Source organism: Duganella guangzhouensis, from assembly GCF_009674535.1.
Classification (GTDB): Bacteria; Pseudomonadota; Gammaproteobacteria; order Burkholderiales; family Burkholderiaceae_D; genus Rugamonas; species Rugamonas guangzhouensis.
In genome coordinates this window covers 84,285-105,245 of the sequence record NZ_WKJK01000002.1, presented here as the reverse complement: position 1 = coordinate 105,245, position 20,961 = coordinate 84,285, and the positions used below count along the sequence as shown (strand labels likewise).

The 20,961-nt window shown below is 56.8% G+C and carries 31 protein-coding genes; 23 read left to right on the top strand and 8 right to left on the bottom strand.

Annotated features, from left to right (window positions below):
* Positions 1-360 precede the first annotated feature (360 nt).
* A complete protein-coding gene (locus tag GJ699_RS03560) occupies positions 361-618 on the bottom strand; it encodes a hypothetical protein (protein ID WP_154373198.1) in 258 nt (85 codons plus the stop codon).
* 145 nt (positions 619-763) lie between these two features.
* On the opposite strand from GJ699_RS03560, the gene GJ699_RS03555 reads away from it, so the two are divergent.
* The 8 genes from GJ699_RS03555 (at position 764) to GJ699_RS03520 (ending at position 7,220) form a co-directional block, all read left to right on the top strand.
* Positions 764-1,531, top strand: coding sequence for an SIMPL domain-containing protein (locus tag GJ699_RS03555; protein WP_154373196.1), 768 nt, complete (start codon positions 764-766; stop codon positions 1,529-1,531).
* A gap of 63 nt (positions 1,532-1,594) precedes the next feature.
* Positions 1,595-2,353 carry an SIMPL domain-containing protein gene (locus GJ699_RS03550; RefSeq protein WP_154373194.1) on the top strand — a complete coding sequence of 253 codons (759 nt, stop codon included), beginning with the start codon at positions 1,595-1,597 and terminating at the stop codon, positions 2,351-2,353.
* Between the two features lie 77 nt (positions 2,354-2,430).
* Positions 2,431-3,303 (top strand): CDP-diacylglycerol--serine O-phosphatidyltransferase, encoded by an 873-nt coding sequence (gene pssA / locus GJ699_RS03545; protein ID WP_154373192.1) that lies wholly within the window; start codon positions 2,431-2,433, stop codon positions 3,301-3,303.
* Positions 3,304-3,338: 35 nt separating this feature from the next.
* Entirely contained in the window at positions 3,339-4,886 is a 1,548-nt protein-coding gene (locus GJ699_RS03540) for a 2-isopropylmalate synthase (RefSeq protein WP_154373190.1), read from the top strand.
* Positions 4,883-5,803 carry a sugar kinase gene (locus tag GJ699_RS03535; RefSeq protein WP_154373188.1) on the top strand — a complete coding sequence of 307 codons (921 nt, stop codon included), beginning with the start codon at positions 4,883-4,885 and terminating at the stop codon, positions 5,801-5,803. Before GJ699_RS03540 ends, GJ699_RS03535 begins: the two co-directional genes overlap by 4 nt.
* A gap of 69 nt (positions 5,804-5,872) precedes the next feature.
* A complete protein-coding gene (locus tag GJ699_RS03530; RefSeq protein WP_154373186.1) occupies positions 5,873-6,178 on the top strand; it encodes an NIPSNAP family protein in 306 nt (101 codons plus the stop codon).
* Positions 6,175-6,507, top strand: coding sequence for an antibiotic biosynthesis monooxygenase family protein (locus GJ699_RS03525; protein ID WP_154373184.1), 333 nt, complete (start codon positions 6,175-6,177; stop codon positions 6,505-6,507). Before GJ699_RS03530 ends, GJ699_RS03525 begins: the two co-directional genes overlap by 4 nt.
* The gene (locus GJ699_RS03520) at positions 6,504-7,220 is read left to right on the top strand and encodes an ArsR/SmtB family transcription factor (protein WP_154373182.1); all 717 of its coding nucleotides are present in this window, start codon (positions 6,504-6,506) and stop codon (positions 7,218-7,220) included. The genes GJ699_RS03525 and GJ699_RS03520 overlap by 4 nt, the downstream gene beginning before the upstream one ends.
* 28 nt (positions 7,221-7,248) lie before the next feature.
* On the opposite strand, the gene GJ699_RS03515 is transcribed toward GJ699_RS03520, so the two are convergent.
* Genes GJ699_RS03515 through GJ699_RS03505 form a run of 3 tightly spaced genes read right to left on the bottom strand, consistent with a single transcriptional unit; the run spans position 7,249 to position 9,207 of the window.
* The gene (locus GJ699_RS03515; RefSeq protein ID WP_154373180.1) at positions 7,249-8,001 is read right to left on the bottom strand and encodes a TonB family protein; all 753 of its coding nucleotides are present in this window, start codon (positions 7,999-8,001) and stop codon (positions 7,249-7,251) included.
* On the bottom strand, positions 7,994-8,365 hold the full coding sequence (locus GJ699_RS03510; protein WP_154373178.1) for an energy transducer TonB: 372 nt from the start codon (positions 8,363-8,365) through the stop codon (positions 7,994-7,996). Before GJ699_RS03510 ends, GJ699_RS03515 begins: the two co-directional genes overlap by 8 nt.
* A 44-nt stretch (positions 8,366-8,409) precedes the next feature.
* Positions 8,410-9,207 carry a hypothetical protein gene (locus GJ699_RS03505; RefSeq protein ID WP_154373176.1) on the bottom strand — a complete coding sequence of 266 codons (798 nt, stop codon included), beginning with the start codon at positions 9,205-9,207 and terminating at the stop codon, positions 8,410-8,412.
* A gap of 275 nt (positions 9,208-9,482) precedes the next feature.
* On the opposite strand from GJ699_RS03505, the gene rpsO reads away from it, so the two are divergent.
* Together rpsO and pnp are read left to right on the top strand one after the other, a co-directional pair.
* A complete protein-coding gene (gene rpsO / locus GJ699_RS03500) occupies positions 9,483-9,752 on the top strand; it encodes a 30S ribosomal protein S15 (RefSeq protein ID WP_154373174.1) in 270 nt (89 codons plus the stop codon).
* 179 nt (positions 9,753-9,931) lie between these two features.
* Complete coding sequence (pnp, locus tag GJ699_RS03495) at positions 9,932-12,061, top strand: polyribonucleotide nucleotidyltransferase (protein WP_154373172.1); 2,130 nt, start codon at positions 9,932-9,934, stop codon at positions 12,059-12,061.
* A gap of 61 nt (positions 12,062-12,122) precedes the next feature.
* Here pnp and vapC read toward each other — a convergent pair whose 3' ends face one another.
* The 4 genes from vapC to GJ699_RS34415 all read right to left on the bottom strand — a co-directional run bounded on the left by vapC (position 12,123) and on the right by GJ699_RS34415 (position 13,218).
* Entirely contained in the window at positions 12,123-12,524 is a 402-nt protein-coding gene (gene vapC, locus GJ699_RS03490; protein ID WP_154373170.1) for a type II toxin-antitoxin system VapC family toxin, read from the bottom strand.
* A complete protein-coding gene (locus GJ699_RS03485) occupies positions 12,524-12,715 on the bottom strand; it encodes a type II toxin-antitoxin system VapB family antitoxin (RefSeq protein ID WP_154373168.1) in 192 nt (63 codons plus the stop codon). Before GJ699_RS03485 ends, vapC begins: the two co-directional genes overlap by 1 nt.
* Positions 12,716-12,789: 74 nt before the next feature.
* Entirely contained in the window at positions 12,790-12,951 is a 162-nt protein-coding gene (locus tag GJ699_RS34420; protein WP_154373166.1) for a tyrosine-type recombinase/integrase, read from the bottom strand.
* 69 nt (positions 12,952-13,020) lie between these two features.
* Positions 13,021-13,218: a phage integrase N-terminal SAM-like domain-containing protein gene (locus tag GJ699_RS34415; protein WP_154373164.1), complete on the bottom strand. Its 198-nt coding sequence runs from the start codon at positions 13,216-13,218 to the stop codon at positions 13,021-13,023.
* A 623-nt stretch (positions 13,219-13,841) separates the two neighbouring features.
* Between GJ699_RS34415 and GJ699_RS03470 the strand changes: the two genes are divergently transcribed.
* The 13 genes from GJ699_RS03470 to GJ699_RS03410 all read left to right on the top strand — a co-directional run bounded on the left by GJ699_RS03470 (position 13,842) and on the right by GJ699_RS03410 (position 20,904).
* A complete protein-coding gene (locus GJ699_RS03470) occupies positions 13,842-14,051 on the top strand; it encodes a hypothetical protein (RefSeq protein ID WP_154373162.1) in 210 nt (69 codons plus the stop codon).
* A 952-nt stretch (positions 14,052-15,003) separates the two neighbouring features.
* Positions 15,004-15,543 (top strand): hypothetical protein, encoded by a 540-nt coding sequence (locus GJ699_RS03465; RefSeq protein ID WP_154373160.1) that lies wholly within the window; start codon positions 15,004-15,006, stop codon positions 15,541-15,543.
* A 36-nt stretch (positions 15,544-15,579) separates the two neighbouring features.
* Complete coding sequence (locus GJ699_RS03460) at positions 15,580-16,101, top strand: hypothetical protein (RefSeq protein WP_154373158.1); 522 nt, start codon at positions 15,580-15,582, stop codon at positions 16,099-16,101.
* Positions 16,102-16,193: 92 nt separating this feature from the next.
* Positions 16,194-16,646, top strand: coding sequence for a hypothetical protein (locus GJ699_RS03455; protein ID WP_154373156.1), 453 nt, complete (start codon positions 16,194-16,196; stop codon positions 16,644-16,646).
* A gap of 551 nt (positions 16,647-17,197) precedes the next feature.
* Positions 17,198-17,689, top strand: a complete 492-nt coding sequence (locus tag GJ699_RS03450; protein WP_154373154.1) for a hypothetical protein — start codon at positions 17,198-17,200, stop codon at positions 17,687-17,689.
* A gap of 81 nt (positions 17,690-17,770) precedes the next feature.
* Positions 17,771-18,082: a YrhB domain-containing protein gene (locus GJ699_RS03445; protein WP_154373152.1), complete on the top strand. Its 312-nt coding sequence runs from the start codon at positions 17,771-17,773 to the stop codon at positions 18,080-18,082.
* A 123-nt stretch (positions 18,083-18,205) separates the two neighbouring features.
* Positions 18,206-18,451, top strand: a complete 246-nt coding sequence (locus GJ699_RS03440; RefSeq protein WP_154373150.1) for a hypothetical protein — start codon at positions 18,206-18,208, stop codon at positions 18,449-18,451.
* 178 nt (positions 18,452-18,629) lie between these two features.
* Positions 18,630-19,028: a hypothetical protein gene (locus GJ699_RS03435; protein ID WP_154373148.1), complete on the top strand. Its 399-nt coding sequence runs from the start codon at positions 18,630-18,632 to the stop codon at positions 19,026-19,028.
* Between the two features lie 15 nt (positions 19,029-19,043).
* Positions 19,044-19,364: a hypothetical protein gene (locus tag GJ699_RS03430; RefSeq protein ID WP_154373146.1), complete on the top strand. Its 321-nt coding sequence runs from the start codon at positions 19,044-19,046 to the stop codon at positions 19,362-19,364.
* Positions 19,365-19,430: 66 nt separating this feature from the next.
* Positions 19,431-19,763 (top strand): hypothetical protein, encoded by a 333-nt coding sequence (locus GJ699_RS03425; protein WP_154373144.1) that lies wholly within the window; start codon positions 19,431-19,433, stop codon positions 19,761-19,763.
* A 92-nt stretch (positions 19,764-19,855) separates the two neighbouring features.
* Entirely contained in the window at positions 19,856-20,215 is a 360-nt protein-coding gene (locus tag GJ699_RS03420; protein WP_154373142.1) for a hypothetical protein, read from the top strand.
* A gap of 21 nt (positions 20,216-20,236) precedes the next feature.
* Positions 20,237-20,587, top strand: a complete 351-nt coding sequence (locus GJ699_RS03415; RefSeq protein WP_154373140.1) for a hypothetical protein — start codon at positions 20,237-20,239, stop codon at positions 20,585-20,587.
* A gap of 41 nt (positions 20,588-20,628) precedes the next feature.
* A complete protein-coding gene (locus GJ699_RS03410) occupies positions 20,629-20,904 on the top strand; it encodes a hypothetical protein (protein WP_154373138.1) in 276 nt (91 codons plus the stop codon).
* The last annotated feature ends 57 nt before the right edge of the window (positions 20,905-20,961 follow it).

Sequence of the window (20,961 nt, the reverse complement as noted above, 5' to 3'; positions counted from 1 at the left end):
CTGGCCTGCTGCTGTTTCTGCTCACCGGACAATACATGCATTTCGCGCTGGGCCATCTGCACGACATGCCGGCCGCACCGCGCCTGCTGTATCGCTCGGCGCACATTTATCTGCTGTGGTCTTCGCTGCTGAACGCGGTGCTGGGCTGCTATATGGTGAAAACACCGCACGCTCATCTGGTCTGGCTGCAGCGCTTTGGCAGCGGGATAATCATGGCCGGTCCGATACTGCTATGTGCGGGATTTTTTTTACGAGCCAGAGATGCAGGAATTGGCGCGGCCATTTTCACGCGCGGCGATCTATCTGTCGGCGCTCGGCGTTGTGATGCATGGCTTCACGGCGCTGAGCAAGCGCAGATAGTCAGCGCAGGGCCAAGTACAGCATCACCAGCCCGGTCAAGGTCAGCACGCCGATCATGGCGGTCATCCATTCCGGCACCAGCAGCTTGCCTTCACCTTCACCTTCTTCGACTTGCATGCGCGGGAACAGGGTGGCGATTTCCTTGATGTTCATCGCCCGCGCGCGGCCGAATGTCAGGATCGGAATGACGATACGCCCCAGCCCATACATCAGTACTTCCATGAACAGGTAAAACGCGAATTCAGCGATGATAGCCATGGCGACGTCTCCTTATTAATTTTGCCATCATAGCGGGCAGCGCATTAGGAATGGCTTAAGTTACAAACAGTCACTATGTCTTACAGGTGTGGATTGTAAATTCATGTAAAGTCCGGCTTGTCGTAATCTTAATCCAGGAGCCCGTATGACCATCATGAAGAATTTCGCCGCCGTTGTCGCCATCACCTCGATCGCGCTGGCTGCGCACGCCGCTCCGACCGAATCGCCGCAAACCGCCGGCACGCTGGTGGTGGTGCCTGCTTATGGCGAAGTCAAACACGCCAACGACGAAGCCACCGTGGTGCTGGCCATCGAAGAGCAGGACAAGGACAAAGCCGCCGCCGCCTCGCGCGTCAATCAGAAGATGAAGCAGGGCGCCGATATCGTGCGTCAGGCCGACCCGCAGGCCAGCCTGAAAACCCAGGGCTATTACACCTATCCAGTCTATCCGGAAGAACGTCCACTGCCGAATGGCCAGCAGGCCAAGCCGCGCGTGCCGACCGCGTGGCGCGTTGGCCAGTATCTGCAAGTGACCACCACCAATCTGGACAAGCTGCCTAAAACCGTGGCCGCCGCGCAGAAGGTGTTGACGCTGAACGCCATCAACTTCGGCCTGACGCCCGACACCACCCGCAAGCTGGATGATCAGCGCATCGCCGCCACCTACAAAAATCTGAACGAGCGTATCGCCTCCATCGCCAATGCCATGGGCCGCAAGGTCGGCGATGCGGTGCTGGATACGGTTGATTTTGAAGGCTCCGGCAATTACGCCGAGTCGCGCCCGGTCGCCAATGCGGCGCCAATGATGATGCGTATGAAGTCGGCTGACGCGGCCGAGGTCTCCGAGCCGAGCTTCGAACCCGGCGAGACCACGCTGCAAATGAACGTGGTTGGCAAAGTGCGCTTCAAGTAAGACCACACGCGACGGCGTTTAAGGTAAAGTCATCCTTGTTTTTATTTTAACAAGGAGATCCTGATGAAATACCTCGCCGCCGTCGCCGCCAGCCTGTTTGCGCTGGCCGCCCACGCTCAATCCCTGCCCACCGCCGGCGCGCTGGTGGTGGTGCCGGCCTACGGCGAAGTCACCCACGTCAATGACCAGGCCACACTGGCGCTATCGGTCGAAGAAGTCGACAAGGACAAGGCGGCGGCCGCCTCGCGCGTCAATCAGAAGATGAAGCAGGGACTGGAGATCGTGCGCAAGGCCGATCCGCAAGCCAGCCTGAAAACCCAGGGCTATTACACCTATCCGGTCTATCCGGAAGAGCCTCCGCTGGTGGCAGGTCAACCGGCCCAGCCACGCAAGCTGCGCGTGCCGACCGCCTGGCGCGTTGGCCAGTCGCTGCAGATAATCACCACCAATCTTGACGGCCTGCCGCGCACGGTGGCGGCGGCGCAGGGGGTACTGGCGCTGAACCGAATCTACTTTGGCCTGGCACCCGCGACCACGCGCAAGCTGGACGACCAGCGCATCGCCGCCACTTACCAAAACCTCAACGAGCGTACCGCCTCAATCGCCCGCGCCATGGGGCGTCGCGTGGAAGACGCCGTACTCGATACGGTAGACTTTGAGGGCTCCGGCAATTACACCAATCACGTGGAAGTGAGCGGTGCCCGCGTGTTTGCCGCGGCACCGGCAGCGCCGCCAGCGCCGGGGCAAGTGGTGGAACCCAGCTTTGAGCCAGGTGAAACCACCTTAAGCATGCGGCTGGTCGGCAAAGTGCGCTTCAAATAATCAAATTTGGGCAGAATGGCTTGTCGGCTCCTCTATAATGATGGCGCAACAACCCTGATTAAAAAGAACGGACCACTATGCCCAATTTCCCCCGCCGCCGCGCGAAAAACAGCGCGGCCCAAGCCAAGCTGCCCAAAACGTCACGTTTCAGCCGTTTTGCGCGCCGCGCCCGTGGCGAGGATCTGGACCGGCCGCGTCATCGCGGCATTTACCTGCTGCCCAACGCCTTCACCACGGCGGCGCTGTTCTGCGGCTTCTATGCCATCGTCATGGCGATGAACCAGAAGTTCGAACACGCCGCCTGGGCCATCTTCGTGGCCATGATCCTGGATGGCCTGGATGGCCGCGTCGCCCGCCTGACCAACACCCAAAGTGAATTCGGCGCCCAATACGACTCGCTGTCGGACATGGTATCGTTCGGCGCCGCGCCGGCGCTGGTGATGTATGAGTGGTCGCTGCGCGGTCTCGGCAAGCTGGGATGGATCGCCGCCTTCGTCTACTGTGCCGGCGCGGCCTTGCGTCTGGCGCGTTTCAATACCAATATAGAAGTGGTGGACAAGCGCTACTTCCAGGGCTTGCCATCGCCATCGGCGGCGGCGCTGATGGCCGGTATCATCCTGATGATGCTGGAGCTGGAAGTGTCGGGCCTGGAGATGGTCTGGGTGTCGTGGGGCATCGCGGTGTTTGCCGGCTTGACGATGGTGAGCAATGTGCCGTTCTACAGCTTCAAGGACGTCAACTTCCGCAAGCCGGTGCCCTTCATCGGCGTGTTCCTGATCGCGCTGGGACTGGCGCTGATCGCCATTAAACCGGCGGTGACCTTGTGGCCACTGTTTGCGGTGTATGGCTTGTCCGGTTACGTGGTGGCCGCATGGCGCGCCGCCAAGGGCAAGAAGGTTAGCCTGATCCAGACCGAAATGGACAGCGACGACCCCAGCGAAAGGCATTAATCAAGCAACGAAGCGCAACCAGCCACGGAGCTATCATGAGCAACGCATCCAACCGCCTGATCATTTTTGATACCACGCTGCGCGACGGCGAGCAATCGCCGGGCGCTTCGATGACGCGAGACGAAAAAGTCCGCATCGCCAAACAGCTGGAGCGCTTGCGGGTGGATGTGATTGAAGCCGGCTTCGCGGCCGCCTCGCCGGGCGATTTCGAATCCATCAAGGCGATTGCCACGGTGGTGCGTGAGTCCACCATCTGTTCGCTGTCGCGCGCCAATGACCGCGACATCGCGCGTGCCGCCGAAGCGCTGCTGCCGGCCGAGCGCAAACGCATTCACACTTTCATTGCCACCTCCAAGCTGCACATGGAAGCCAAGCTGCGCATGCTGCCGGAGCAGGTGCTGGAGCAGGCCCGCAACGCGGTGCGCTTCGCCCGCCAGCATACCGACGATATCGAATTCAGCCCGGAAGACGGCAGCCGCTCGGACGAGGACTTCCTGTGCCGCGTGCTGGAAGGCGTGATCGCCGAAGGCGCGACCACCATCAACTTCCCGGATACGGTGGGCTATGCGGTGCCGGAGATGTTTGGCGAAACCATCCGCCGCCTGCGCGAGCGCATTCCGAATTCGGATAAAGCCGTATGGTCGGTGCACTGCCATAACGACCTCGGTCTGGCGGTGGCCAACTCGTTGGCCGGCGTGATGATCGGCGGCGCGCGCCAGATCGAGTGCACCATCAATGGCCTGGGAGAACGCGCCGGTAACACCGCGCTGGAAGAAGTAGTGATGGCGCTGCGCACGCGTGGCGGTTACTACAACCTCGAATGCGGCATCGACACCACGCAGATCGTGGCGGCGTCCAAGATGGTGTCGCAGATTACCGGCTTTGCGGTGCAGCCGAATAAGGCGGTGGTGGGCGCGAACGCGTTTGCGCACGCGTCGGGCATCCACCAGGACGGCATGCTGAAGTCGCGCGAGACCTACGAGATCATGCGTGCCGAAGACGTGGGCTGGGCCGCGACCAAGATCGTGCTGGGCAAGCTGTCCGGCCGTAACGCCTTCAAGCAGCGCTTGCAGGAGCTGGGTATCGATCTGGAATCGGAGGCTGAAGTGAATGCGGCCTTCGCCCGCTTCAAGGAACTGGCCGACCGCAAGGCGGAGATTTTTGACGAGGACATTCTGGCGCTGGTGTCGGACGAGCAGCAGTCGCAGGAAAGCGAGTATTACCGTTTCGTCTCGCTGGAACAGCGTTCTGCCAGCGGCGAGACGCCGACCGCGAAAGTGGCGTTCTACATCGACGGCGAGGAGCACGTCAGCGAGGGCAAGGGCGATGGCCCGGTCGACGCCACCGTCAATGCCATCGAAGGCGAGGTAGGCAGCGGCGCCGAGCTGGTGCTGTTCTCGGTGAACGCGATCAGCACCGGCACCCAGTCGCAGGGCGAGGTGACGATGCGTTTGTCGAAAGAGGGCCGCATCGTCAATGGCGTGGGCGCCGATCCGGACATCATCGTCGCCTCGGCCAAGGCTTATCTGTCGGCGCTGAACAAGCTGCACTCGAAGATTGAGCGAGTGAATCCGCAGCCATGAGTCGATACGATGTCGTTGCGTTGGGCGAGGCCATGGTGGAGTTCAATCAGGCCAAATCCAGCGAGCCTTTGTACCGCCAGGGCTTTGGCGGCGATACCTCAAACGCGGTGATCGCGGCCAGCCGCCAGGGTGCACGCGTGGCGTATCTGAGCCGCGTCGGCGAAGACCATTTCGGCCGCATGCTGCTGGATTTGTGGCAGACCGAAGGCGTGGACGTGAGCACGGTGGCGCGCGATGCGCAGGCGCCGACCGGGCTTTACTTCGTCAACCACGGACCGGAGGGGCATAGCTTCAGCTATCTGCGCGCCGGTTCGGCGGCCAGCCGCATGACACCACAATCCATGAACCTGAGCGCGGCCTGCGACACGCGCTGGCTGCATGTCTCCGGCATTTCACAGGCCATCTCCGCCGGCGCTTGCGACACCGTGTTTGCCGCCATCGAGACCGCTCGCGCGGCGGGTGGCCGCGTGAGCTACGACCCAAATCTGCGCCTGTCGCTGTGGCCATTGGCGCGCGCCCGCGCCACCATCTGCGCGACGATTGCAATGACCGATCTGTTCCTGCCCAGTCTTGACGAAGCGGTGGCATTGGCCGGCACCGACGATGTGCCGGCGATCTTCGCCTGGGCGCGTGCACACGGCGCGCATACCATCGTGCTGAAGGCAGGTCCGTCCGGCGCCTGGTATGCGGAGCCAGGCCAGGAGCCGCGTCTGGCCGCGTCGCGCGCGGTGCAGGCGGTGGATGCCACCGGCGCCGGCGACTGCTTCGACGGCTCGCTGCTGGCGCGCCTCGCGGCCGGCGATGCGCTGGCCGACGCAGTACGTTACGCCAACGCCGCCGCCGGCCTGTCGACACTGGGCCATGGTGCGGTGGCGCCAATTCCAACCGCGCAGCAGGTGAGGGCGGCGCTGGGCTGATACTTCGGCCTACGCCTAAGCATTCGCGGACCGTGATCGCTATGCTGGTGTTTTCACACAGGAGCTAACATGGCCATCACTTGCTTTATCCGTTACGAGATCGATCCCTTCCAGCGCGAGGCTTTCCGGCGTTATGCCGAAAATTGGGGCCGCATCATTCCGCGCCTTGGGGGCCGACTGCTCGGCTACTTCATGCCCTGCGAGGGCACTAATTACGAAGCGTGGGGATTGGTGGGCTTCGATACGTTGGCCGCTTACGAAGCCTATCGTGCCCGCCTGCGTGCGGACGACGAGGCAGTCGAGAATTTCGCCTACGCTCAGCGCGAGCGCTGCATCCTGCGCGAGGAGCGGACATTTACGGAGGCCGTGTCATGATCGCGGTGATTTTTGAAGTGACGCCCAGCGCCGATGGGCGTGCCGAATATCTGGAACGCGCGGCGCAGTTGGCGCCGTTGCTGGCGGGCGTGGATGGCTTCATTTCGGTGGAACGCTTCACCAGCATTACGACGCCGGGCAAGATGTTGTCGTTGTCCTTTTGGCGCGATGAGGAGGCGGTGCGCGTGTGGCGTCAGCAGGAACAGCATCGCGCCGCGCAGCAGGCAGGTCGTGGCGGCGTGTTCGACGACTACCGCCTGCGGGTCGCCGCCGTCATCCGCGACTACGGCATGAACGACCGCGCCCAAGCGCCGGCTGGCGCGCTATGAATTCCCCGGCGCAGCCGCGCTTTGCGCGTGTGGCAGCGGCGATCGGCGATCCGACGCGGGCGTTGATGTTGTCGCGTCTTCTCGATGGCCGCTTCTACACCGCTACTGAACTGGCGCAGCATGCCGGCGTGTCCGCACCGACCGCCTCGCAGCATCTGAAACTGCTGCTCGACGAAGGCCTGGTTCGCGTGCGCGCGCAAGGCCGTCATCGCTACTACATGCTCGCTGACGGCAATGTCGCCCATGCGCTGGAGGCGCTGCTGCGGGTGGCGGATGGCGCGCTGCCCGAATCCACCCGCTGGCAAGCGCCCGCCATGCGCGGCCTGCGTCACGCGCGCAGCTGCTACGGCCATCTGGCCGGCGTGTTGGGCGTGGACCTGTGCCGCTGCTTCATGGATAACGGCTGGGTCGAGGGCGACGCGCAAGCCTACGCGCTGACGGCGGAAGGCCAGCAGCGCGTGGGCGCGCTAGGCATCAACGTCAGCGCAGCCTACGCGGCCAACGCGGTCGATGCGGAGCCGCGCCAGACACGTCAGCTATACGCCTGCGTCGACTGGTCCGAGCGCCGCGATCACTTTGCCGGCCCGCTGGCGGTGGCACTGCTCGATAATTTCATTGAACGCGGTTGGCTGCGCCGCAGTGCCGACACCCGCGAGCTGCAGCTGACCAGCATCGGCGGCAGCGAATTGCCCGCGTGGCTGGCCAGAACTTGAGCCAGCCCTCAGCCGCAGCCGCGCCCACCTATTTATCCAGAGCGGCCAGCTTATGCTGCGCGGCGGGATAATTCTGCGCGGCCGATTTCTTCAGCCAATCCAGCGCCACGTCGGTCTGTCCCTGCTTCAGCAGCACCACGCCCAGATAATACTGGCTGCGCGCCCGCCCTTGCTCGGCCGCCTTGCGGAACCAAGCCACCGCCTCCTCCGCATTGCCCGCATAATCATCGTCTGGTACCAGCAACACGCCCAATTGATCTTGCGCGCCGGCGTGGCCCTGAGCGGCGGCCAACCGCAGCCATTTCTCCGCCTCGGCGCGATCACGGGTGACACCATCGCCGCGCAAGTACATCTGCGCCAGGCGGTACTGTCCGGCAGCCTCGCCACGCTCAGCGCTGACACGCGCCGCAGCGGCGGCTTTGGCGGCATCGGCTGGCGTCCAGTCCGGCAACGTCCATTGGTACTGCATTTTCAGCACCGACGGCGCGGGCCGGCCATTGACCTTGCGCGGATTGAATTTGCAGCTGCCGATGGCTTGAGCCGCCGCCTGATCCAGCACCGGATAGCCGCTCGATTGCTCCACGCGCGTCTCCTGCACATCGCCATCGACGTCGATCATCAACGCCAGCCCAACCATCCCCTGGTATTCATTGCGCAGCGCCTCGGCCGGCCACACCGGCTTCTCGCAACGGCTGAACGATGGTTGCACCACGGTGGCCGCCTGCGCGCTCAGGCCGATGCCCGCCAGTGCGAGCGCGAATGCCGATAGCCGCTTAATCATGCGCAGTCGCCGCCTGGCCCGGCACCCAATCGAACTTCAGCTGGAACCAATGCATCCGCGGGGCACCATTGAAAGTGTCCGGCACGTAGCGGCACTTGGCGACGGCATACATAGCTGCCTTGTCCAATTCGCGGGATTTGCTGCTCTCGAGTACTTTGACGTCGGAAGCGCGACCATCCTCCTTGACCAGCAAGGCCAGATGCACCGAACCGGCTGCGTTGCTGTCGGCCTGCGTCGGCCAGGCGGCAACGCAACCACCTTCTGTAGTGATGACAGCGGCCGGCAGCTCCGGTGTTTTGGCCAGCGCGGGCAGACTGAGCACGGTGGTGAGAGCAACCACCGCAGCGACATATTTTTGCATCATTGGCACCTTCGGAACGAAAGTGCCAATTTAGCACTTTTTCCGATTTAGAAACGGAACTTTACATACGCCGCCGGGCCGTGCAGACGGATGTTGAGGTCGGCACTGCTGCTATCGCGGTTCAGCGCGATCTTGTTGGCGGTGTACTCGGCCACCAGGCCCACCGCCTTGGTCGGATACCACTCCACGCCGATGGCGCCACCGTAAATATGGCCGTGAACGTTGCCGCCGTTTTTCTTGATGCCGGAAGCGTCGGCGTAGACGCGCAGATTTTCCGAGATCGCATGCCGCCAGCCCAGTTCCAGCAGCGGCGCCCACGCACTTTCACTCTCGTCGTAATCAGCGTTGCCGGCCACGCCGTTCAGAATGCCGCTGGCCGTGCCTTTCAGGCTGGCCTTGTAATAGGCCGCACCGACGCCGACACCAAACGTATCCGCGCCGCTGCCCAGCCACCATTTGTAGGCGAAGTTGGCCAGCTCCAGCTTCAGCTTGGCGTCCAGCTTGCCATTGCCGGTCAGCGGCAGGCCGTTGTAGTTGGTGCTGCCGCTCAGCGTTGGGCTGTAGGTTTTGTCGTAGCGGTAGTAATCGAAGTCCAAGCCCTGCGAGTCGCCCAGCAGCACTTGCGCTTTCACGCGCGGCAGCGTCACATGGTCGGTCTGGTAGGTGCCGGTATCGATGCGGCCGTAGTTGGTATCGCCTTGATAATCGATGCGCGGCTCGGTGTAGAACGCGCCCAGCGAGACGCTGGCGCGGTCCAGCGCAGGCGAGGGATCGGCCCAGGCGAGGGAGCTGACGGCGCTCAATGTGAACAGAGTGGCAAGGGCAGGGCGATGGCGTAAGAACATGAGAACTCCTCCAGGTTGCAGTGATGATGAGAAAATCATAGCAACCGAGGCCTGCCATTCACGTCGGCGCACGGCGGGTGTGGCCGTGGGACTGTTCCTACCCTGCGTCAATATTGCCTAAATGAACAGGCTTTCCCTGCTTTCACGCATGAAAAAACCATACACGCGGCGGGTTTTCCGTTATACTTGCGGGTCTGGCTTTCTGGCCAGGTTTTATTGTAAATCACGGTGGGCAGGGTTACGACTCCGCGCACCGCATGTTAAAGGTAAATATCATGACCGTAGAAAACATCAACAAAGCAGCGATCATCGCTGATAACGCCCGTGGCCAAAAAGATACCGGTTCGCCAGAAGTGCAAGTTGCACTGCTGACCGCCCGTATCAACGAACTGAACACCCACTTCAAAGAGCACACCAAGGACCATCACTCCCGCCGTGGCCTGATCAAGATGGTGAACCGTCGTAAGAGCCTGCTGTCCTACCTGAAGGACACCGATGCCACCCGTTACCGCGACCTGATCGCTAAACTGGGTCTGCGTAAGTAATTCTTGCGTCGTCCAGCCTAAGTCAAAATGCCTGCGCCAGATTACTGTCGCGGGCATTTTGTCTTTTAATGCGTTAAAAAAATGCTAAGCAGTATGCTGTAAAGGTAGCCGCAAGGCTGCCTGTGGTGAGGTGAACGACAGCTCCTGAAAATCTGTCGGCAAATACAAAGGGAGTACCCATGTTTAATAAAGTTACGAAAACCTTCCAGTACGGTCAACACACCGTCACGCTGGAAACTGGCGAGATCGCTCGTCAGGCATCCGGCGCAGTGCTGGTGTCGATTGAAGACACCGTGGTGCTGGCTACCGTGGTGGCGCGCAAAGACGCGAAACCTGGCCAGGACTTCTTCCCACTGACCGTTGACTACCTGGAAAAAACCTATGCTGCGGGTAAAATCCCTGGCGGTTTCTTCAAACGCGAAGGCCGTCCTTCGGAAAAAGAAACCCTGACCTCCCGTCTGATCGACCGTCCGATCCGTCCACTGTTCCCAGAGGGCTACCTGAACGAAGTGCAAGTGGTCATCCACGTGCTGTCGGTCAATCCAGAAATCGATCCAGACATCGCGTCGATGATCGGTGCTTCGGCCGCGCTGTGCGTGTCGGGCGTGCCGTTCAATGGTCCGATCGGCGCCGCCCGCGTGGGTTACGCCAACGGCCAGTACATCCTGAATCCTACCGTTGAACAACTGAAAACCTCGCAGATGGATCTGGTGGTGGCCGGTACCGAAAGCGCCGTGCTGATGGTGGAATCGGAAGCCCAACAGCTGTCGGAAGAAATCATGCTGGGCGCAGTAGTGTTCGGCCACACCGAGATGAAAGCAGTCATCGACGCCATCCACGACCTGGTGCGCGACGGCGGCAAGCCAGAGCAAGTCTGGACCGCTCCTGCCAAGAACGAAGCGCTGATCGGCCGCGTGGCCCACTTCGGCGAAGCCAAACTGCGCGACGCTTACCAGACCCGCGACAAACAAGCCCGTACCGACAAACTGCGCGCCGCCTCGGCGGAGATCGTAGCTGAGCTGGGTGCGGAAGCTGCCGCCGCCGGCGCCGCTGCTCCGGACGGCGTTGAAGTTGGTAACATCCTGTTCGAGATGGAATCGAAAATCGTCCGTTCGCAGATTCTGGACGGCGAGCCACGTATCGACGGCCGCGACACCCGCACCGTGCGTCCAATTTCGATCCGCACCTCGGTGCTGCCACGTACCCACGGTTCGGCCCTGTTCACCCGTGGCGAAACCCAGGCACTGGTCGTCGCGACCCTGGGCACCGCCCGTGATTCGCAGAAGATCGACGCGCTGATGGGCGAGTACACCGATGACTTCATGCTGCACTACAACATGCCACCATTTGCCACCGGCGAAACCGGCCGTGTTGGCACGCCGAAGCGTCGCGAAATCGGCCACGGCCGTCTGGCCAAGCGCGCGCTGATCGCCGCGCTGCCATCGCCGGAAGAGTTCAGCTACTCGGTGCGTCTGGTCTCGGAAATCACCGAATCGAACGGTTCGTCGTCGATGGCTTCGGTCTGCGGCGGCTGCCTGGCGCTGATGGATGCCGGCGTACCGATGAAAGAGCACGTGGCCGGTATCGCCATGGGCCTGATCAAAGAAGGCGGCAAGTTCGCCGTGCTGTCCGACATTCTGGGTGACGAAGATCACCTGGGCGACATGGACTTCAAAGTAGCCGGTACCCGCAACGGTATCACCGCGCTGCAGATGGACATCAAGATCCAGGGCATCACCAAGGAAATCATGCAAGTGGCACTGGCGCAAGCCAAAGAAGGCCGCGAGCACATCCTGGGCGAAATGCAAAAAGCCGTGCCGAGCGTGAAGACCGAACTGTCGGACTTCGCACCACGCCTGATCACCATCAAGATCAATCCGGAGAAAATCCGTGACGTGATCGGTAAAGGCGGCGCCGTGATCCGCGCCCTGACCGAAGAGACCGGCACCCAGATCGACATCAGCGACGAAGGCGTGGTCACCATCGCCTCCGTGGACGCTGCCGCCGGCCAGGAAGCCAAACGTCGCATCGAAGAGCTGACCGCATCGGTCGAAGTGGGCAAAACCTACGACGGCACCGTGCTGAAGCTGCTGGACTTCGGCGCCATCGTGCAAGTGATGCCAGGTAAAGATGGCCTGCTGCACATCTCGCAGATCGCCAACGAGCGCGTGAACGCCGTGGCCGACTACCTGAAAGAAGGCCAGCAAGTGCGCGTCAAGGTTCTGGAAACCGACGACCGCGGCCGTCTGAAGCTGTCGATGAAAGCCGCTGCTGAAGAAGCCGCTGCCGCTGCTGCCAACGCGCAGTAATCTGAGCTAGCCTCAGTCAAGAGCCGCCGGGCGCGTAAGCCCCGGCGGCTTTTTTTATGTATCAGGGCTCTGAGTACGCCACCTGCAAACCGAAATGCTTCGTAAAAGGCAGAAAGTCTCGATCAGCATGCAGCAGTGTCAGCCCATCTTCAATACAACGTGCAGCGATGAGAACATCGATTGTCTTGCGAACAGTGATTCCGATCGTTCGCAAGACTCGATAGTGTTGTGCTGCCTTGACCGCCAATTCATAGTCGACAATGTCAATGTGACGAAAAGACGCGAAGATTCTTGTCACGTGGCGGAATTCTCGTTCGCTCCGAATGCCCTGTAACACCTCGACAGCAATCAGATCACCGACCACCAATGGGACGCACCCAAACAAAGAATCGAGAAGGGCGACCTGTGGTGTTTCTGCGGAACGGAAGTAGTCAATCCAGACGCTGGAGTCGACCAGTATCATCAGTCACTCCTCATGCTATCAAGGTCGCCATCCCAGTTGATTGCTCCCTTGAGTTTTCTGGCTTCCTCTTGGGCATGAAGTTGAATCAACGTCCTCAAGCCGAGCTCAACCGCTTCACGCTTGGTTTTAACGCCGGTAGCCCTCAAGGCATCCTGCATCAGCTTGTCGTCCACTCGAATGTTCGTGCTCATGTTTTGTACCTCGCCGATGTTTGTGGATATCCTATCACGCACATCAAGCGCATAATTCAGTCACACCGCTTACATCAAGCGAGGCTGGGGAGCGATTTGACGTAGGTCAGGCTGACATCATCGTGCGTTGTGTCTGCGCTGCTGTCCTTGGTGTCTTTCCCTTCCCGGATGATGATCTTGTTGCGTGAGAATTCCAGGTCCTTCACGCGCAAACGCAGGCACTCCATGATGCGCATCCCTGTCCCCTAGGGAAGGAGCTGCAAAGGCCATTGGTGCCGCTTGTAGTGTCCAGTAGACGCTGTACCTCATCTTTGTTCAGCACGGCAGGCCAAGCGTTGTGACGACTTCGCGGTTGTGATCTCATCCAGCCTAGGCAGCTCGGTATCCAGCACTTCCTTGTAGAGAAAAAGCAGGGTGGCTTTCGCCTGGTTCTGGGGTGATGGTGCCACGCCTGCCGCCACTGCCAGATGGGTCAGAAACTGCGTTACTTCAGTGGCGCCCATGGAAGATGATAAAGCGGCGGACTCAGCCGATTTAACTCTGTTTAGGACGTATGCTGTAGTGCTTGAGTCGAATGCGGTTGCGTAGGTCGTCAAGTAACTTTGGTTTCAGTCTGCTCATGCTTACCCCGGCGGTGGGGTTGCCATGAATCATTATGGTGTGCTAAATTGCCATAATGTATTGACAATATTGGCGCTCGCGTTCTTCCTCTCTGCGAAACGTCAAGCTTTTGGTGTGAGAGATTGCGACAGATCGGGTACCTAATTTTTGTTGGTTCCGACGTCCACGCGTCGCAAATTTATTAAGGAGGAAGAATGGAACAAAAGTCCGAGGCATATCGGAAGGCTGAAGGAAAAATGGCCGCTGTCCTGTTTGTGGTGTTTCTGATCTGGTGTTCTACTTACATCATCATGCTTAGGCCTGTGATTCTCTCCATTCTAGGAAGAGTGCCTATTGTGTTTCATCTCCTTCCCATACTAGCTCCAATTGTGCTGCTGGCATTTGTCATGGGGAGGTCACTCCCACCGAAGCAGCCCTGAGGTAAATCCTGTCAGTTACCCGAACAATCTCTTTTGCCCAACCATTCATTCAGCGCGCCGGTTAATTCAACGGCGTTAGACTAATCATGAAACCTGCTGACTCTGTTGAAGGCCTTGCCGCGTTCGCTGTTTTATTTGGCGTTTCGATCAAACAGTGCACTCCCCGCGAAGGATTCGAACTGTTCTTTGCCTTCTACGATCGAGTTAAAGCGGAGGGCTGTGGCGATTCCGAAAGCGACAAGCTTCTGTTTCAATGGGGGCGTACGATTGAGGAGCTGGGAAATTTTTCGAGCTGAATATCACGCGTCAATTCATCGAAAATGACCAGGAAGACGATGAGAAGAACTTTGGTCAGGGCGCTTTTCTGGCCCAACCATGCAATCAACTCGGATGCGCTAAAGCGCACCGGTTATTTTGAAACTTTAGCCATCTATGTCAGCAAATTTTCTTAAATATGTGTTCTTTTTAATGCTCATCTTGATAAGTGGCGTCAGCGGCTACTTTGAAGCTCGCGACGTTGTCGAGCCTGCCTGGTGGTTTTGGACATCGACGATACTCCTCAATGTCACCATTTTTATGTGGTATTACCGCGACTCATCTGATCGATCTTTTGTTAGAAGCAAGTGGCTAAATATCGGAGTAGTCGCGCTGGCGCCCGTGGCCATTTCGATTTATGTCTTGCGTAGGAGCCCTTCGGGCACCCGCATTAGGGTCACAGCCTCTTTGTTCGGCTATTTGGTCTTGATTCTTATTGTCGGCGTTCTCGCTTCATTTGCCGGTGGTCTATTGGGCTAACATCGCAATCAACCCGGACGCGCTAAAGCACACCGGTTATTTTTAAACGTTGGGCGGTATGAATGACAATCTCGTAACGGTTTCCCGTGCTGAAATCACAGCCCTTGAAAAGGTGACGCGCACTTATCGGAACAATTGGCTGTCCGTTTTTGGCATACGACCACACCCCTTCGAAGAGAAGCAGCATTACTTCTACATCGAACTTTGCGTAAAATTTGACGGATCTCGATACTGCTTGTGTAGCAAAGTCGGTGACCGAACTCTGAGTCAAGACTCATGGCATGAAACGCTGTCCCAAGCTAAGCGCATGGCATGTAATTATTGGGAAATTGAGGAAGATAAGTGGCAAGACGTTGTTTGAGCAAGGGCCGTATTGAGCCCAACCAAGCATTCAGCCCGGACGCGCTGACGCGCGCCGGTTAATCATTACATTAGGCCTTTCACAGGAAACCTATGCAATTCATCGCCGCTCTTATTGAACACCTTGTCGTTGGCTTGGTGGCCCTCTTATGGCTTCTTCCCATTGCCAATCAACTTACGCTCATCCCAGACGTCAAGATAGCAGATCATAAAGAGGTTCTTATCGCTATTGGTTTGCCGGTGGCTTACGTTGTCGGCATGTATGTTGATGTTTTTGCATCATTGCTTTCCTCGTTTATTAAACGGGCTCTTGATGCTTATGGTTCGACTTGGCGATCCAAAATATTTGGAGCACATTTATCTAGTAAAAATGGTAAGTCTTATGAGCGCACGGCAAAAATCCTAAAACAATCACCAGACGAGGCTGCCCGTTACTTGCTACAACTTTCCAGCAGGGAGAAAATTGCTCGAGGCGTTTATCTAAACTTCCTTATCGCTGCTGCTGTCAATTTTCTGCTGCCAACAAGCAAATACTATGTTCCACCACTGCTTTTGATTGCAATGTTTTCAATTGGGGTCTTGGCTTGGCTCCGACTAAACGCTTTGACTGACAATTTCAAGACACATTGGTAGTGCAGATTACGGCGCTTTCTCGAACGCCGGCGGCGAATGGCTTCTTCCTTTTGTGCACGAGATTGCCGAAGATCGTTCGATATCATCGGCAGTAGTAATCGAAAGTACAAAGAACTGCGCGGCTTGAATCAAAAGCGTATGAATACAATTTTTCCTAACACTGCTGTCAACTGGACTAATACGATATTGGTTGCAAAAGTACATTGGTATGGCGACGAGTCAGCCGAGGTCACTCTGCGTAGCTCGCTCGGTGAGATTATCGTGTTCGGGCACATGTTCAATGCAAAGGAAGGTGACCGTATTTCCAATCGGTTGTCGATTTTAAATGGAAATGTTCGCGCTGCTTTCTTGTCGGATTGGCCGGAAGAATTGAAGGAAGAGCTGTCTGTCGAAAGCATCGAACGGACTGGTCCCTATGCCTATCGTGGCCGAGGCCGCGTAATTGATTCCGAAGAAGGATTAGTTCAAGCATGCGGTTTCATAATCAATTTCAACGACATGCTCTACTGTGAAGTGGTGGATTTCGAAATTGAACGTCTCGATGTGCATACGGACTAAAGTGATCTTGAACTCGTTATATTTGCGAACTTACAGCTCCAGCGGACAGCCTTTGGCTGCCGCTGCGCATTCACATTGGGGGGGCTGAGTTCATGATAATTTCGGCTGAGATGGGAAAGTGCAAATATGCGTTGGCGGAGCATCCAGAATTAAGGATTGGTGGGCGGTCGCTTGAAATTGTAATTTCAGAATTCGCGAATGATCCGGATATTGCGGGGCTAGCACCGGCACACTCATGGCTTCATAACAAAGCAGAACTTTCCCTTGCATGGGAGCGTCTCTTATCCTTTAATATTGAACAACTTGTCACTGTCCCGCTCCTGATATGTCCCGACGATATGGACCTTAACTGTACAGTTTTGCTGGCTGAACAGCACTGTGTCGAAGGCGCGTTTGTTTGGACTCGGTTCGGATACGCCCTTGACAGGGAGTTGAATGACGTCAATTGGCTGCAGACAGTTCCGCCATTCCAGTTTGTTAGAGCCAATTTCGTTGATGAGGTGTTTAAATATGCAGACCTCTGTGAATGGCCACTTGAATATTGAGGCTCTACAAATGCAGAACATCGCGCTCACGAGCCTACCAGTCCAGCGGACGCCCGACGGCGCCGCTGACTGTCAAAGTTGGGCCGTTTGAGAAATGAGAGCTAAATTTCACTTCACCTATAGAGCTGATTGGCATAATGTTCCCGGTGCATTTTGGGTGCACCTGCCAGTCGCAGGAAGTCCTGGAGTGTACACACCGCCAGCACCGTTGGCGGTCCCGCACAAAGGCTTTCCTGTGCTGCACGTTGAGTTTGAAAGTTTCGAACTTTTGTTTAGCTCCGGAGCCCAACTTGAGCATTACATCGAAGTCTTGTCGCAAACTGCTCTGCCCACCTCCCGGCAACTTTCGGAGGCCAGTGGCCTAAAGACCGGCCCGAACCAGCATTGGCTAAGCCGTTTGCCTGGTGAGTTAAAGTCGCCGAAGAATCGACAGGCATTGGTAAAGGTGTTGGGTGCTGCTAAGGAATTTGCGGCTATTAATTCGCCCAACCAAGCATTCAACCCAGACGCGCCAAAGTGCGCTGGTTAATTTGGTACGTTGGGCCATCACTATGCGACTACTCAAATATGTTGCCCTTGCTGCGATTATGGCGCCGCTGCTTGCTGTTGCTAGCGCGTCGGAGATTCACACGATAACGAGAAACGGAACGAAGTTTCGTCACTTTGAGGTAGCGCTTTCCTCTGAAAACACTCTTCTACCTAATGCACTGGAGATCCGCCGCGAACGGCTAGATGAAAACTCGAAGAACTTTAATTATGGGCAGTTTGAGGTGTTCATCCCCGCGAGGGATTTGGACATTGGGCTTGGCTGCAAAAGTAATTATATTGTGCGCATGCCCATGACTATCGAAAAAGAGAAGACTGCCGATATCAAGGCCAAGCAAGCGGTCTTCTTCGCAATCAAGAAGGCTGTTGAAACTAAGACTGGCTCGGTTCGGGTCGTGCTTGAAATTACGTACGATAAGGGTTGCAACCTATTCTTTCGCGATGGCCCAGGTAGCCGCTATATAGACTATGTCGGTCCAATTAAACAAAAGCGGTAAGCAGCTCAACCTAGCGGTGAACTGGACTGCCTCCACGCTGCGCGTTCCGGCAGCCAGTCACCTTGAACGCAGAGATCTTCGATGAATTTTGCGATGGCACGACAAGTTGCTGAAGCCTGGGTCCGAGCCGTATCGGATGATGAGGCTTCGATCTGGCCAGAGAAAACGCAAGCGCTCCCATATGGGTGGGTGTTCTTCTATAACTCAAAAGAGTTCATCGCCGATGCGACAAACCTCTCAGCGGCGCTCGTTGGGAATGTCCCGATCCTCATTGAGCGAACAAACGGCGAACTTCGCGTTTTGGGCCCTCGGTACGAGGAGAGACTAGCGCAAATCGAGAAAGAGCTTCCTGCCGCATGCATGCAGGCCAAGCCGGAGCAGCCGCGATGGTAAGCTCAAACAAACTAATCAACCGGACGGCTTACGCGCTGAGCGCTCCAGCCGTTGGTTATGGTGCCCGTTAGATTTATGTCCGAGTCCACTTTATTTAGCCATACTGCTCGGGATGGGGTAGCGATGTTCTGGATACTGCTGATTGTGTTCTTCCCGGGCGGCTTCATGCTTGGGCCGCCGTTTCTGAGCATGAAATTCTTCATCATTGCGCTCATTGCTTACTTCGTCGTTGGTTTAGGCCTTAGCTGCAAAATAATTGTGGGGACGACTCAGGTTCGGTTCGTTCGCCGTATCTTTGGGGTGCCATATTACGTCGTCACAGGCCGTGAAATTACGTCAGTGACGTACGACAGCGACTGGGATGAATAGGAAACAGCATCGGGCGTCGTTGTCGAGATCGATGGTAAGGAAATTCACATCGGAGCCGGTAAGCGAAAAACGGAACTCTATACAGGATTGTTCAGGAACTCTGCTTACTATCGCCAAATGCAATCTCACCAAGAATTCAAGACGACGCCTGACGACGCTGCTTAACCCATCGCTAACCATGAAATTGCTCCTACTGTTACTTGCTTTGACTTCACTCAGTGCCAACGCTTACGCTGGACCGAGCGACTTCGTCATCGCCTCAGACGAATTTCTCTCCACTGAACTACCGAAGATGGAAGCTGCCGTGGCTACAAAAGATCGCGCTTACTTCGCTTCCGGGATCGAGCGGGTCAAGACCTTCTTGAATGGTCATTGGGCTGATTTGGATAAGTTCCCATCTTGTACTGAAGCGGTCTCCGATTTTCTCATCGTGGGCCAATGTCGAATTTCGCCGCCTGGCTCGCTCTGTGAGCCTGAGACATTCTTCCCAAAATTTGAAGCCAACCTGGCTAAGTGCCGTGCTGCGGCGAAGGCTAACCAGGCATCTCAACGGATGCTTTCGACGCAACCGAATTAGTATTTAGGAGCGACCGTGCTGGTTGAGATCGAAAAAATAATTGAGGAGACGGAGCCTGGCGTGATGTTTGCCCACTTGAAGCAAGAATCGCACTTCGCTCACGGCCAACAGTACATTATTCACGTTTGTTATTTGGTGGCTACGAAGCAGTATCGTTCGTATGTGTTCCTTGATCGCGCATTCGTCACTTGGGTGCTCGATCCAGAGTTAGATCACTCGGTTTTGCCGACATCATCAGATGGAGCGGCGGGGATCGAGAAGCTGATCACGGATACTGTGCGTGAAATAGACGCCGACAATCTGCGCATGTACACCAACGGTGCCCTTAGTGTATAACCGGTCGTTCAATCCAGCAGCCCTCGGCAAGCCTCGATCTGCGGCCCAACGTCACTAGGCAAGCCAATGCGAATCGTCAAAGCTCTGCTCGTTTGTGTTCTTGTACTTGCCCTCGGTAGTTGTGGGCAGTACATGTTGCGCGAAGCCCGCGCTCAGTCTACGTACGATAATGCTGAATTAGGGCAGAGCGAACAAATTGTTTTAGAAAAACTCGGACTGCCGGACGAGGTGCTGGAGTGTGGTGAACATCTTTGGTGGAACGGTGACCAAGCCAATCCTCCGAAGAATAACGGTGAGTGCAAGAAATGGGTGCGTTACAACTTCTTCTTGCATGCGTTCGCGTTCGGTTATTCACGAGAGGGTAAGTTGGTATCGCGGTATGTGTACAGATCGGAGTAGTAAGGCGTCGCCTCAGTTGCCTACCAAGTCATCAACACGTACGGTGTGTATCGGATCACTTTGCCAAGAAAAATTTTTAACAAGGATAAGAAATGAACAGCAGCGCACCACTGTTACTCGGCTTGGCAATACCAAATTTGCCGTTCCTGGCCGTGGCTATTGCCGGATTGGTGCTATCGTTTTCGCGGAGGGCGTTGTATCCGCGTGCCGCCCGTTGGGCAACCGTAGGTTTCGCTTGCTTACTTCTTGAGATAGTCCTCTCGGTAGTGCAGCAGTATACGTTTGCCATTGACAGTAATTCCGCAAGAGATAGGACTGATCTGTTCTGGATTTTCTCTGCCTTATACGTTCTGAGATTGGCTACCTTCATCACAATTGCTGTCGCTATTTTTGCCGAGCGTCCGAACGCTCAACCAAGTGCTGCACACGATGTGCGAAACGCATCCGTCTGATCGCAGAAGCCAGAGCATGGTATGGGACTTTTCCTTTCTCCACTCATTATGTTGGCAGTTAGTATTGTGTATTTTTCCAAAGGAGATGATGAGTCTCGACTTTGGGTTCGCCTGCTCTTCTCGTTGCATGGGATGTTCGCAGCGTTGCTCTACATCGGAGCTTTAGCCTATTGGCAGATGACGCAAGCATCCCACGCTTGGGCTGCTACGCCTTATCTTCTTCTGCACATCATTTCGCTTGCTTCGATCGCCTATGCTTTCGTTTACTTCCCTGGTCCGAAACGTTGGCATCTTTTGCAGATCGTAAGCCTATTTTGTATGGTTCAAACGGTTTTCATTGGTAGCATGGCGTTAACAGGAGAATGGCTCTGATCTCTAACCTTGCAGTCCGCCACTTTTCATATTAGGAGGGAATGGTGCCGCTCTACACATACATCGTTTCTTACAAAGGGGCTAGCCGCGTGACACAAGGAACTCACAGCAATTTCAAGGGTTTCATTTCATCGTGGTGCTCAAATATTCCTGTAGGGGCGCTGCCAGGGCTTACGCCTCCGCTTTACAAAGAATTGGTATCGAAGGCATATCGAGGTGATTTCATCGCGGTGGAAAACATCAAACACGTTTGGCGCAAATGTATTGAGGTTGGTGATAGTGAATTCACAGTCGTTGCCATACAAACGCAGCCCTAATCTTCAGCTTCAGTGGATGCGCCACAGCAGGCTTCGCACGCTCGCGCGCACCGCTGA